The sequence below is a fragment of the Ralstonia sp. UBA689 genome, from assembly GCF_002298975.1.
Taxonomy (GTDB): domain Bacteria; phylum Pseudomonadota; class Gammaproteobacteria; order Burkholderiales; family Burkholderiaceae; genus Ralstonia.
The window spans coordinates 108,366-120,800 of sequence record NZ_DBMV01000031.1 but is presented as its reverse complement, the minus strand read 5'-3'; the positions used below and the strand labels follow the sequence as shown (position 1 = coordinate 120,800).

The following is a 12,435-nucleotide window of genomic DNA, read 5'->3' as shown; positions in this document are numbered from 1 at the left end:
CGATTCATGCATATCAGTTCCACTCTGGCGGTGCCTGACACCGCCGATACGCCGCGCCACATCGCCATCATCATGGACGGCAACGGCCGCTGGGCCACCGAGCGGCATCTGCCGCGCGTGGCTGGGCATAGCCGCGGCCTTGACGCCGTGCGTGCGACGGTCGAGGCGGCGGCGCGCCGCGGCGTCGGCTACCTGACGCTGTTCGCCTTCAGCTCCGAGAACTGGCGCCGCCCGGCCGAGGAAGTCTCCTTCCTCATGAAGCTGTTCATGACGGCGCTGCGCCGCGAGGTGGGCAAGCTGCACGAGAACGGCATCCGCCTGCGCGTGGTCGGCGACTTGGCAGCCTTCAGCCCGCGCATCCAGTTGCTCATTCGTGAGGCCGAGGCCAAGACCGCCGCCAACACCGGCCTGACCGTCACCATTGCCGCCAATTACGGCGGCCGCTGGGACATTCTGCAGGCCATGCGCGCCCTGGTGACTGCGCAACCGGGCATCGCCCCTGAGGCGATTACCGAAGAGGCACTGGCCCCACATATGGCGCTGGCCTATGCGCCGGAGCCGGACCTGTTCATCCGTACCGGCGGCGAGCAGCGGATCAGCAACTTCCTGCTGTGGCAACTCGCGTATTCCGAGCTGTACTTCACCGATCGCTATTGGCCCGACTTCGACGCGGCTGAACTCGATCGTGCCTTCGCCTGGTATCGCAACCGCGAGCGTCGCTTTGGCCGTACCAGCGCACAGCTCGATCCCGATGTTCCCCCTGCGCTATCCGCCGGAGCCTGACACATGCTGCTGACTCGCGTTATTACCGCTGTCTGCCTGCTGATTGTCATCCTGCCCATTCTGTTCTTCGCGCCACCCGCCGGCCTGGCCGGGCTGGTGATGGTGTTTGCCGCGCTCGCTGCCTGGGAATGGGGTCGCCTAGTGCGCTTGCCTGGCTGGTGGGGGCCGGTGCTGTATGCCGTCGTGGTCGTCATGCTGACAATCGCGTGGCACGACATTCCGGCGCGTGGCGACGTTCGCCCGCTGTTCTACCTTGCAGTGGCGGCGTGGGCCGTGGCCTGGGTGCTGCTGGCTGGTGGCGTGCGAGAGTTGCGCGGCGGCCGCCAGGTGGTGTTTACGCTGCTGGGCTGGGTGATCCTGCCGGCGTTCGTGCATGCGGTCAGCGCACTGCGTGCTGAGGGGATTGCATTCCTGTTGTCCGTGGCAGTGCTCGTATGGGCGGCGGACGTGGGCGCGTATTTCGTCGGCAAGGCGATCGGCCATCGCAAGCTGGCGCCGACCATCAGTCCTGGCAAGTCTTGGGAAGGTGCGATCGGTGGCGCGGTGTTGGTGACGGTGATTGCCACCGTAGCCGGCGTTACGCACTGGTTTGCCCCGACGTGGTTTTCTCGCGCATTCGATCAGCACGGCGCGGTCGTCGCCTTGGCGCTGACTATTCTGCTGGTGGCTGCAAGCGTTGGCGGCGATCTGTTTGAATCCCTGCTCAAGCGTCAGGTCGGCATGAAGGACAGCAGTCGCCTGCTGCCTGGCCACGGTGGCGTGCTTGACCGCATTGATGCGCTGCTGCCGGTGTTTCCGCTGGCCGCGCTGCTGATTTCCTAAGGCGTCTGACGAACATGATGCGCTTGACCGTTCTTGGCGCCACCGGCTCCATCGGCGACAGCACACTCGACGTGGTGCGCCGACATCCTGACAAGTACCGCATATTTGCACTGACCGCCAACGCGCAGGCTGACAAGCTGGCCGCGCTGTGCCGCGAGTTCCGCCCGCAGATGGCGGTGCTCGGCTCCGCGGCCGCAGCCGATACGTTGCGCGAGTTGCTTGGCACCGATGCCGCCGGTATCGACATCCGCTTTGGCGCCGAAGCGCTGGAAGAGGCGGCTGCCCATTCCGATTGCGACGCAGTGATGGCGGCGATCGTCGGTGCGGCTGGCCTGCGCCCGACGCTGGCCGCGGTGCGAGCGGGCAAGCGCGTACTGCTGGCCAACAAGGAAGCTTTGGTGATGTCCGGCGCGCTGTTCATGGATGCCGTGCATCAGCATGGCGCAACCGTGTTGCCGATCGACAGCGAGCACAACGCCATCTTCCAGTGTCTGCCGCAGCAGGCCCCGCAGTTCGGGCGAGGCGTGTCGCGCATCATCCTGACGGCCTCGGGCGGGCCGTTTCGCACGCGCGCTGTCGACACCCTCGCCGATGTCACACCCGACCAAGCCTGCGCCCACCCGAACTGGGTCATGGGGCGCAAGATCTCGGTCGACTCCGCCACCATGATGAACAAGGGGCTGGAGGTGATCGAGGCGTTCTGGCTGTTCGGCGTGCCAGTCGAAAGCCTTGAGGTGTTGATTCACCCGCAGAGCGTGATTCATTCGATGGTCGGTTACGACGATGGCTCGGTGCTGGCGCAGCTCGGCAACCCCGACATGCGTACGCCGATTGCCTACGGACTGGCCTATCCAGAACGCATCGAGGCGGGCGTCCCGCTGCTGGACCTTGCCGCCACCGGCACGCTGACTTTCGAGGCGCCGGACCTGCACCGCTTCCCATGCCTGGCGCTGGCATTTGATGCGCTGCGCGCCGGTGGCACGGCACCTGCTGTGCTGAATGCAGCCAACGAAGTGGCGGTCGAGGCATTTTTGCGGCGCCGCATCCGGTTTACGGATATTGCCGCTGTGGTAGGCGATACGCTGGCGCGTGCGTCTATCGTGCAGGCGGATTCGCTCGACACGGTCTTTGCTGCCGATGCGCAGGCGCGCAGCCAAGCCAAGCGCTATATCGCGACGGTGTGCGCGCATCTGCCCGCTGCGTGACAAGTGGTCCGTCAGCGCAAGCAGGTAACATAATGCGCTCACGCGTGCCGGGCCCGTGCGCGCCCATCAGTGAATCCGGAGAAGGTTCTTGCAGACCGTTTTAGCGTTTGTCTTTGCGATCGCGGTACTGATCGTCATTCATGAACTGGGACACTACAGCGTCGCGCGCCTGTGCGGCGTGAAGGTGCTGCGGTTCTCCGTCGGCTTCGGCAAGGTGCTGTTTCGCTATGTCGGCCGTGGTTCGGATCGCACCGAATGGACGATCTGCGCGGTCCCCCTGGGCGGTTACGTCAAGATGCTGGGTGAGGACTCGCGAGACCCTGAGAAGGACCCGCCCATCCTGCCGGAAGAGCTGCCGCGTACCTTTGACCACCAGCCCGTCTACAAGCGATTTGCCATCGTGGCTGCTGGTCCCATCGCCAACTTTCTGCTGGCGATCGTTCTGTATGCCGTGCTGGCGTGGGTTGGGGCGGTCGAGCCGCTGCCTATCCTCGGGGCGCCGCCGCCGGGCAGTGTTGCCGCCCAGGCGGATCTGCGCGCGAAGGACCGCGTCGTCGCCATTGGCACCGAGAACGAGGCTCCTAGCCCCGTACGGAGTTGGAGCGACGTCCGTATGCGCCTGTATGCCGCCGGCATAGGCGGGCATGATGCCCTGGTGCAGGTGCGCGGCACCGACGGGGTTGAGCGCTCAGTTCGCCTGCACGGCTTGCCGAGCGCGGCCCGTACGCCCCAGGCCGACGTGATCGACCAGATCGGCCTGCGCCTGCTTGGCGGTCCGGTCACCATTGTCGATGTCCTGCGCGGCAGTGCGGCGGAACGTGGCGGGTTGCGCGCCGGCGACCAGATCGTCCGCTTCGCGGGACAGTCCGCCGACCAGGCGACGGATCTCATCCGCTGGATTCGCGCCATGCCGGAGCAGAACGCCTCGATCGACATCCTGCGCAACGGCGAGCCAATGACGCTGCCCGTTCGCCCAGATGCCGAGGTCGATCCCAAGAACCCGAACGGGCCGAAAATCGGCAAGCTGGGTGCGCAACTCCATCAGAAGGTGGAAACGACGCTTATCCGCGACGAGCCGAGTGCCGCATTGGCGCATGCGGTGCGCGAAGTCTGGCAAACCTCGGTGCTGTCGTTGGAGGTGCTGGGCAAGATGATCGTGGGGCAGGCTTCGCTGCAGAACCTGAGCGGTCCGATCACGGTGGCCGACTTCGCGGGCAAGGCGGCAAGCCTTGGCTGGCAGACGTTTGTGGGCTTTCTTGCGTTGATCAGCGTCAGCCTTGGCGTGCTGAACTTGTTGCCCGTTCCGGTATTGGATGGGGGGCATTTGCTGTATTATTGCGTGGAATTTTTGACAGGCAGACCCGTGCCGGAATCCTGGCAAGCGGTCCTTCAAAAGATCGGCGTCGCCTGCATCCTGCTTCTCACTTCGCTCGCCTTGTATAACGATCTGAGTCGGCTGTTCCTGACTCGGGGCTAGATGTGTCGCAAGCCTCATCGTTTTGCCTGGCATGAGCGGGCAACCCAGGGTTTTGAAAACACTCGGAAGTGGATTCCAACTGGATCCAATTAGGGGATTAGATTGATCAGACAACATCGCTTCCCGCTCAGCGTGCTGGCGGCCTCCGTGCTGACCGTGACTACCGGTCAGGCTCATGCAGTGGAGCCGTTCGTCGTCAAGGACATTCGCGTGGAGGGGGTGCAGCGCGTCGAGCCGGGCACCGTGTTCGGCTATCTGCCCGTGAAGGTGGGTGAGACCTTCACCGACGATAAGGGCGCCGAATCGATCCGCGCGCTCTACAACACCGGCTTCTTCAAGGACGTGCAGATTCGCGCCGAAGGCAACGTGCTGGTGGTGCGCGTGGAAGAGCGTCCGGCCATCTCGCAGCTTGAGTTCATCGGCTTCAAGGAGTTCGACAAGGAAGCTCTGCGTCGCACGCTGCGCGGCGTGGGCGTGGCCGAAGCCCGCTACTACGACAAGTCGCTGATCGACCGCGCCGAGCAGGAAATCAAGCGCCAGTATGTCTCGCGCGGCTACTACGCAGCCGACGTGTCGACCACCGTCACGCCGGTCGACGCAAATCGCGTGTCGATCACCTTCACCGTGGACGAAGGGCCGACGGCCAAGATTCGCCAGATCAACATCGTCGGCAACAAGGCCTTCAAGGAAGGCGACCTGCGCGACGAGATGCAATTGTCCACGCCCAACTGGCTGTCGTGGTACACCAAGAACGATCTGTACTCCAAGCAGAAGCTCACGGCCGACCTGGAAGCGCTGCGCTCGTTTTACCTGGACCGCGGCTACCTGGAGTTCGCCATCGAGTCGACCCAGGTTTCCATCACGCCGGACAAGAAGGATATCTACCTGACGCTGAACATCCACGAGGGTGAGCAGTACAAGGTATCGGACATCAAGCTGACCGGCGAGCTGCTCGGCAAGCAGGCCGAGATGGAGAAGCTCATCAAGCTCAAGCAGGGCGATGTGTTCTCGTCGGCCAAGCTGTCGGCTACCACCAAGGCGATCACCGACTTGCTCGGTACGTACGGCTACGCCTTCGCCACCATCAATCCGCAGCCGCAGATCGACCAGAAGAACCGCGTGGTCGCACTCACGCTGGTGGTCGACCCGGGCCGCCGCGTCTATGTGCGTCGCGTCAATGTGGTCGGCAACAGCAAGACGCGCGATGAGGTCGTGCGCCGCGAGATGCGCCAGATGGAGGCCTCGTGGTTCGATGGCGAGAAGCTGCAGCTCTCTCAGAATCGTATCAATCGCACGGGTTACTTCACCGACGCGAACATCACCACCGAAGACGTTCCGGGCACGTCCGACCAGGTGGATGTGAACGTTAACGTGACTGAAAAGCCGACGGGCCAGATCAACCTGGGCGTGGGTTTCTCGTCGACCGACAAGCTGGTGCTGTCGGCCGGTATTCGCCAGGACAACGTGTTCGGTTCCGGTACCAGCGTGGGCCTGGACGTGAACACGTCCAAGGCGAACCGCACGATCGCCGTCACGCAGTACGATCCGTACTTCACGACCGATGGCATCAGCCGCTCGACCGAGCTGTACTACCGCACGTATCGTCCGCTGTATTACACGGGTGACCAGGACTATCGCGTTGTGCAAGAGGGCGGCAACCTCAAGTTTGGCGTGCCGTTCTCGGAAACCGACACCGTGTTCTTCGGCCTGGGCTACGAGCGCACGACGATCGACGTGACGAGCAACACCCCACTGGCGTACCAGAACTGGGTCGCCAAGAACGGCCGTATTACCAACAGCTTCCCGCTTACCGTCGGCTGGTCCAAGGACCAGCGTGACAGCGCCCTGGTCCCAACACGTGGCCGCTATCAGCAGGCTAATTTGGAAGTTGGTGCTCCTGGCGGCATCACGTACTACCGCGCGTATTACCAGCACCAGTGGTTCTACCCGGTGTCGAAATCGTTCACACTGGCGTTCAACAACGAAATCGGCTACGGCCACGGCTACGGCGGCAAGGACTTCCCGATCTTCAAGAACTACTACGCCGGCGGTATCGGCTCGGTGCGCGGGTACGAGACCAGCACGCTGGGCCCGCGCGACGCGAACGGCGTGGCCATCGGTGGTGCCAGCAAGTTCGTCGGTAACGTGGAATTCATCTTCCCGCTGCCGGGCTCGGGCGTGGATCGCACTGTGCGCCTGTTCACGTTCTTCGACTACGGTAACGTGTTTGCCGAAGGTCAGCCGTTCAAGGTTGGCGATATGCGCTATTCCACCGGTTTCGGCCTGTCGTGGCTGTCGCCGATTGGTCCGCTGAAGATCAGCATGGGCTTCCCCATCAAGAGGAAGGCCGAAGACCAGACCCAACGCTTCCAGTTCCAGATCGGGACCGCATTCTAATGACTGCATTCATCATGAAATCCACGCGCATCACGTTGTCCCGCTTGGGCGTGTCTGTTGCTTTTGCCGCGCTTGCCGCCGCCAGCTTTGTGCTGCCGGCCGCCGCGCAGGAAGCTCGCATCGCCGCCGTCAATTCCGAGCGCATTCTGCGCGATTCGCAGCCGGCCAAGGCTGCGCAGGCCAAGCTCGAAGCTGAGTTCGCCAAGCGCGATCGCGAGTTGCAAGACCTGGCGGCCAAGCTCAAGAGCATGTCCGATAAGCTGGACAAGGACTCGGCCGTGCTGGCCGATGCCGACCGCACGCGTCGTCAGCGCGAGCTGTCCGACCTGGATCGCGACTTCCAGCGCAAGCAGCGCGAGTTCCGTGAAGACCTGAACCAGCGTCGCAATGAGGAGTTGGCCCAGGTGCTTGAGCGCGCTAACCGCGTGATTCGTCAGATTGCCGAGCAACGCAAGTACGATCTGATCGTGCAGGAAGCTGTGTACGTGAACCCGCGCATCGACATCACGGACGATGTGCTCAAGCAACTGAATGGCTCGCAATCGGCGAAATGAGGTTGTTCCAATGTCGTTTTCGCTTGGTGAACTTGCCGCGTTGCTCGGCGCGACCGTCCAGGGTGACGCAGGCCTGATCGTCAAGTCGATCGCGCCACTGGACCAGGCCGGCGCGGATCAACTCGCTTTCCTTTCCAATCCGCTGTATCTCAATCAGGCCGTGAGCTCTGGCGCGGGTGCGATCATCGTGTCGCCTCGCGATCTGGAGACGCTCGCGGCCCAAGGACATGCCGCTGGCCGCAATTGGCTCGTGGCGGCCAACCCCTATGCCGCATTTGCCCGCGTTGCCCAGCGTTTCGTCGCGCTGGCGGGGCGGCCTGTGGTGCCGGGCATCCACCCGAGCGTCAGCGTGGGAGCGGGCGCCATCGTGCCGGCCTCGTGCTCGATCGGCCCGAATGTGACCATCGAAGCGGGCGCGGTACTAGGCGAGCGTGTCCGCATCGCCGGCAACAGCTTCATCGGGGCAGACGCTCGCATTGGCGACGACACGCTGCTCTACGCTAACGTTTCGATCTACCACGGCTGCGTGGTCGGTGCGCGCTGCATTCTGCACAGCGGTGTGGTGATCGGTGCCGACGGCTTTGGCTTCGCACCTGACTTCGGCCCGCAGGGCGGTGAGTGGGTGAAGATTCCGCAGACCGGCCGGGCCGTGATCGGCGACGACGTGGAGATTGGCGCCAACACCGCCATCGATCGTGGCGCCATGGCTGACACGGTGGTCGAGCAGGGTTGCAAGATCGACAACCAGGTGCAGATCGCGCACAACGTGCATGTCGGTGCGTACACCGTCATCGCAGGCTGCGCGGCCATCTCGGGCAGCACGAAGATCGGGCGTTACTGCATCATCGGCGGGGCGGCCAATTTTGCTGGCCACCTGACGATTGCGGATCGTGTGACCGTGTCGGGCGGTACGTCCATCACCAAATCCATCACCAAACCCGGTGGTCACTTCACGAGCGTCTTCCCATTCATGCCGCACGGCGATTGGGAACGTAACGCGGCCATCGTCCGAGGCCTGACGCGCATGCGCGAACGGTTGCAACAACTGGAACAGCAGGTCAAAGACCTGCGAAAAGAATCATGACTGAAGCATCTAACGCGACGACGAGCCTCGTCAGCGATTTCAACATCAAGAAGATCCTCGACCTGCTGCCGCATCGCTACCCGATGCTGCTGGTCGATCGCGTGGTCGAGTTTGAATCGGGCAAGCGCATCAAGGCCATCAAGAACGTGACGTTCAACGAGCCGTTCTTCAACGGCCACTTCCCGGGGCATCCGGTAATGCCGGGCGTGTTGATTCTCGAAGCGCTGGCGCAGACCGCCGCGCTGCTGACGTTCGGCGAGCCCGACCACGAGCGCAACGACAACGATCTCTACCTGTTCACGGCCATTGACGCAGCACGTTTCAAGCAACAGGTCGTGCCTGGCGATCAACTCTGCCTGCACGCGGAGGTGCTGCGCGGCAAGCGTGGCTTCTGGAAGTTCAAGGTCTTCGCCATGGTGGAAGACAAACTGGCCGCCGAGGCCGAAATCATGTGTGCGATCGTCAAGGACGAGCCGAAGGGTGCTGCATGAGCACGAGCAAGATCCATCCGACAGCGCAGATCGACCCGAAGGCCGAACTGGATTCGAGCGTCGAGATTGGTGCCTTTACGGTTGTCGGGCCGAATGTGCGCATTGGTGCGGGCACGCGCATCGGCCACCATACAGTGGTCGAGGGCTACACCACGCTGGGCCGTGACAACAGCATCGGCCACTTCGCGTCTGTGGGCGGCCGCCCGCAGGACATGAAGTACCGCGACGAGCCGACGCAGCTTATCGTCGGCGATCGCAACACGATCCGCGAATTCACCACGATCCATACCGGCACCGCGCAGGATGCCGGTGTCACGTCCATTGGCGATGACAACTGGATCATGGCCTACGTGCACATCGCGCACGACTGCCGCGTGGGCAATCACACGGTGTTTTCGAGCAACGCGCAGATTGCCGGCCACGTGGAGGTGGGCGACTGGGCCATTCTCGGCGGCATGTCGGGCGTGCACCAGTTCGTGCGCATCGGCGCGCATGCGATGCTGGGCGGTGCCTCGGCGCTGGTGCAGGACGTGCCGCCTTTCGTGATCGCCGCGAGCGACAAGGGCGGCAACAAGGCCGCGCCGCATGGCATCAATGTCGAAGGCCTGCGTCGCCGCGGCTTTACGGCCGAACAGATCGCCGGCCTGCGCCAGGCGTACAAGCTGCTCTACAAGAGCGACCTGAGCTTCGATCAGGCCAAGGCCGAGATTGCTGCGCAGATCGCGCAGACTGACGATGTACCGACGCGCGAAGTGCTGACCGCGTTTGCTGATTTCATCGCCGCCACCAAGCGCGGCATCGTGCGTTGACCGAGCCGGCCCAGGCCGCCATCTTGGCGCGCCGCATCGGTATGGTGGCCGGCGAAGCGTCCGGCGACCTGCTGGCTTCACTGCTGCTCAAGGGGCTGCGCGCGCAACTGCCGGCCGACATTGCCTACAACGGCATCGGCGGTGCGCGCATGGCAGAGCAGGGCTTCCAGTCGAGCTGGCCGATGCATAAGTTGTCGGTCAACGGTTATGTGGAAGTGCTCGGCCAACTCCGCGAGATCCTGACCATCCGCAAGGAACTCAAGCAGGATCTGCTGGCCAATCCGCCGATGGCTTTCATCGGCGTCGATGCGCCGGACTTCAACTTCAATGTCGAGATCGCCATGCGGCAGGCGGGTGTGCCGGTGGTGCACTTCGTCAGCCCGTCGATCTGGGCGTGGCGTGCGGGGCGCATCAAGACGATTGCCCGAGCGGTCGACCATATCCTCTGCCTGTTCCCGTTCGAGCCGGAGATTTACGCCAAGGCGGGTATCCCCGCCACGTACGTCGGCCATCCACTGGCGGACGTGATTCCGCTGGTGCCGGACGTGGAGGGCGCACGTACGCGCCTGGGGCTGCCGCTGGGAAGCAAGGTCGTCGCGGTGCTGCCGGGTAGCCGCAACTCCGAGGTGAAGCACCTCGGGCCGACGCTGTTTGCCGCCATGGCGCGCATGCAGGCGGTCGAGCCGGACATTGCCTTCGTGCTGCCAGCGGCCAGTGCGACGCTGCGCGAGCGCGTCGATGCCTTGCGTGCCGAGCATCCGGGCCTGCACCTGTGGGTAGTCGACGGCCAGTCGCACGCGGCCATGGAAGCGGCCGACGTGATCCTCCTCGCCAGCGGCACGGCCACGCTGGAGGCGGCGCTGTACAAGAAGCCGATGGTCATCACCTATAAGGTGCCCTGGCTGACCGCGCAGATCATGAAGCGCAAGGGCTATTTGCCATATGTGGGGCTGCCGAATATCCTGTCTGGCCGCTTTGTCGTGCCCGAACTGCTGCAGGACGACGCCACGCCTGAGGCGCTCGCACGTGAGACGCTGCTGCAGTTGAGCGACCACGCCAACGCCACCTTCCTGCGCGAACACTTCACGCAGATGCATCTGACGCTCAAGCAGAACATGGCGGAGATCGGTGCGAAGGTCGTGGTTGATCTGCTGCGCAGCCGCAATCGGCTCTGAGCCGGCTTTAAGCCCATGGCTTCCCGCAAACCCAATCCGGATCAGCTTGGTCTGCTGCTGTCACAAGAGCCTGCCGGCAAGCGCGCGCGCCGCATCCTTTGCGGCGTCGATGAGGCTGGGCGTGGACCGCTGGCCGGTCCGGTGACGGCTGGCGCCGTGATCCTCAACCCGCGCAAGCCGATCGCTGGTCTGGCCGATTCCAAGGTCCTCACGGCCAGGAAGCGCGAAGCGCTGTACGACGAGATCATCGAGAAGGCGCTCGCCTGGCACGTGGCCGAAGCCACCGTCGAGGAGATCGATCGCATCAATATCCTGCACGCGACAATGCTCGCCATGCAACGCGCTGTGCAAGGCGTGGCCGCACAAGGCACGCTGCCCGATCTCGTACAGGTGGACGGCAATCGCTGCCCGCAGATAGCCTTTGCCGTGGAGGCCATCGTCAAGGGCGATGCGCTGGTGCCGGCCATCTCGGCCGCGTCCATTCTGGCCAAAGTCACGCGCGATCGGCAGTTGGTCGCGCTGCACGCCGAGTTTCCGCAGTACGGTTTCGATGTGCATGCGGGTTACGGTACGCCCCAGCACCTGGCCGCTATCGAAGCGCACGGCGTTACGCCGCATCATCGCCGCTCGTTTGCGCCGGTGCGTCGCGCGCTTGAAGGGCAGACCGAGCGAACGGCCACGACGGCCGGCGCCAACTCCGCCTGGGACGACTGATTTCCATGAAGCACATCACCTCTCGCGACAACGCGGTATTCAAGCACCTGAAGGCTCTGTCGGGCTCGACACAACAGCGCCGGCGCGCGGGGCAATCCGTGCTCGACGGCGTCCATCTGGTCGCGGCCTATCTGGATGCGGGGCATACGCCGGCGCAGATTCTTGTCTCCGAGCGCCATCTCTCACATCCGGAGGTGACGCCGCTGCTCGATCGCATCGATCCGCAGACCATCATCCTGTTGGCCGACAACCTGTTCGCCCAGCTCACCACGGTGGTCAACGGCATCGACCTGATCGCCCTGATCGATACGCCGGAAGGGCACCTGCCGCACGTGATCGATACCGATTGCGTGATCCTCGATGGCATCCAGGACGCCGGTAACGTTGGCTCCATCCTGCGCTGCGCGGCGGCGGCGGGCGTTCGTGATGTCTTCATGACGACGGGGTGCGCGTTTGCATGGTCGGCCAAGACGCTGCGCGCTGCGATGGGTGCGCATTTTCACCTGAATATCGTCGAGCACTGCACGTTCGAGAGCGTGCGCGCACGCCTGCAGGTGCCGCTGCTGGCCACGTCGTCGCATGCCAAGCAGGCCGTTTTCGATGTGCCGCTGCGTGCGCCCGTCGGTTGGGTGTTCGGCAATGAGGGGGCAGGCGTGTCGGAGGCGTGGTTGTCTGCGGTGACTACGCCCGTGGTAATTCCGCAGCCGGGCGGCATGGAGTCGCTCAACGTGGCAGCAGCGGCAGCCATCTGCCTATTCGAGGCCGTGCGCCAGCGGCGTACCAGCTAACCTCGTTTTCCAGTCGACTAACGGTCACATGGCGTTTTCAAACGCCAGAAAAGTCCCGCATTGACTTTGCCATTGAGTAATGGAACATTGCGCGAGGCGCCATTGAGTGCCCCCGATAACCAGACTCAAGGAGACC

At 63.7% G+C, this 12,435-nt stretch carries 12 protein-coding genes; all 12 read left to right on the top strand.

Annotated elements, in window-relative coordinates; genetic code table 11:
- The first annotated feature begins 6 nt into the window (after window positions 1–6).
- Entirely contained in the window at window positions 7–783 is a 777-nt protein-coding gene (gene uppS, locus B4F51_RS14280; RefSeq protein WP_296226556.1) for a polyprenyl diphosphate synthase, read from the top strand.
- Window positions 784–786: 3 nt separating this feature from the next.
- Window positions 787–1,605 carry a phosphatidate cytidylyltransferase gene (locus B4F51_RS14275; protein ID WP_296226555.1) on the top strand — a complete coding sequence of 273 codons (819 nt, stop codon included), beginning with the start codon at window positions 787–789 and terminating at the stop codon, window positions 1,603–1,605.
- Between the two features lie 14 nt (window positions 1,606–1,619).
- Window positions 1,620–2,810 (top strand): 1-deoxy-D-xylulose-5-phosphate reductoisomerase, encoded by a 1,191-nt coding sequence (gene ispC, locus B4F51_RS14270; RefSeq protein ID WP_296226554.1) that lies wholly within the window; start codon window positions 1,620–1,622, stop codon window positions 2,808–2,810.
- 88 nt (window positions 2,811–2,898) lie between these two features.
- Window positions 2,899–4,287, top strand: a complete 1,389-nt coding sequence (gene rseP, locus B4F51_RS14265; RefSeq protein WP_296226553.1) for an RIP metalloprotease RseP — start codon at window positions 2,899–2,901, stop codon at window positions 4,285–4,287.
- A gap of 102 nt (window positions 4,288–4,389) precedes the next feature.
- Window positions 4,390–6,684 (top strand): outer membrane protein assembly factor BamA, encoded by a 2,295-nt coding sequence (gene bamA, locus B4F51_RS14260; RefSeq protein WP_296226552.1) that lies wholly within the window; start codon window positions 4,390–4,392, stop codon window positions 6,682–6,684.
- Window positions 6,684–7,238, top strand: coding sequence for an OmpH family outer membrane protein (locus B4F51_RS14255; protein WP_296226551.1), 555 nt, complete (start codon window positions 6,684–6,686; stop codon window positions 7,236–7,238). The genes bamA and B4F51_RS14255 overlap by 1 nt, the downstream gene beginning before the upstream one ends.
- A 10-nt stretch (window positions 7,239–7,248) precedes the next feature.
- Window positions 7,249–8,322, top strand: a complete 1,074-nt coding sequence (gene lpxD, locus B4F51_RS14250; protein WP_296226550.1) for a UDP-3-O-(3-hydroxymyristoyl)glucosamine N-acyltransferase — start codon at window positions 7,249–7,251, stop codon at window positions 8,320–8,322.
- The gene (gene fabZ / locus B4F51_RS14245) at window positions 8,319–8,813 is read left to right on the top strand and encodes a 3-hydroxyacyl-ACP dehydratase FabZ (protein ID WP_296226549.1); all 495 of its coding nucleotides are present in this window, start codon (window positions 8,319–8,321) and stop codon (window positions 8,811–8,813) included. Before lpxD ends, fabZ begins: the two co-directional genes overlap by 4 nt.
- Window positions 8,810–9,622 (top strand): acyl-ACP--UDP-N-acetylglucosamine O-acyltransferase, encoded by an 813-nt coding sequence (gene lpxA / locus B4F51_RS14240; RefSeq protein ID WP_296226548.1) that lies wholly within the window; start codon window positions 8,810–8,812, stop codon window positions 9,620–9,622. The genes fabZ and lpxA overlap by 4 nt, the downstream gene beginning before the upstream one ends.
- 41 nt (window positions 9,623–9,663) lie before the next feature.
- Entirely contained in the window at window positions 9,664–10,797 is a 1,134-nt protein-coding gene (gene lpxB, locus B4F51_RS14235; protein WP_414706771.1) for a lipid-A-disaccharide synthase, read from the top strand.
- A 15-nt stretch (window positions 10,798–10,812) separates the two neighbouring features.
- Window positions 10,813–11,511, top strand: coding sequence for a ribonuclease HII (gene rnhB / locus B4F51_RS14230; RefSeq protein ID WP_296226546.1), 699 nt, complete (start codon window positions 10,813–10,815; stop codon window positions 11,509–11,511).
- A 5-nt stretch (window positions 11,512–11,516) separates the two neighbouring features.
- Complete coding sequence (locus tag B4F51_RS14225) at window positions 11,517–12,299, top strand: TrmH family RNA methyltransferase (RefSeq protein WP_296226545.1); 783 nt, start codon at window positions 11,517–11,519, stop codon at window positions 12,297–12,299.
- Window positions 12,300–12,435: the final 136 nt, after the last annotated feature.

Excerpts from the sequence above, each read along its gene's own strand:
- uppS (WP_296226556.1), top strand. The coding sequence starts at position 7 with ATGCATATCAGTTCCACTCTGGCGGTGCCTGACACCGCCGATACGCCG.
- B4F51_RS14275 (WP_296226555.1), top strand. The coding sequence starts at position 787 with ATGCTGCTGACTCGCGTTATTACCGCTGTCTGCCTGCTGATTGTCATC.
- ispC (WP_296226554.1), top strand. The coding sequence starts at position 1,620 with ATGATGCGCTTGACCGTTCTTGGCGCCACCGGCTCCATCGGCGACAGC.
- B4F51_RS14255 (WP_296226551.1), top strand. The coding sequence starts at position 6,684 with ATGACTGCATTCATCATGAAATCCACGCGCATCACGTTGTCCCGCTTG.
- lpxD (WP_296226550.1), top strand. The coding sequence starts at position 7,249 with ATGTCGTTTTCGCTTGGTGAACTTGCCGCGTTGCTCGGCGCGACCGTC.
- fabZ (WP_296226549.1), top strand. The coding sequence starts at position 8,319 with ATGACTGAAGCATCTAACGCGACGACGAGCCTCGTCAGCGATTTCAAC.
- lpxA (WP_296226548.1), top strand. The coding sequence starts at position 8,810 with ATGAGCACGAGCAAGATCCATCCGACAGCGCAGATCGACCCGAAGGCC.
- lpxB (WP_414706771.1), top strand. The coding sequence starts at position 9,664 with ATGGTGGCCGGCGAAGCGTCCGGCGACCTGCTGGCTTCACTGCTGCTC.
- rnhB (WP_296226546.1), top strand. The coding sequence starts at position 10,813 with ATGGCTTCCCGCAAACCCAATCCGGATCAGCTTGGTCTGCTGCTGTCA.
- B4F51_RS14225 (WP_296226545.1), top strand. The coding sequence starts at position 11,517 with ATGAAGCACATCACCTCTCGCGACAACGCGGTATTCAAGCACCTGAAG.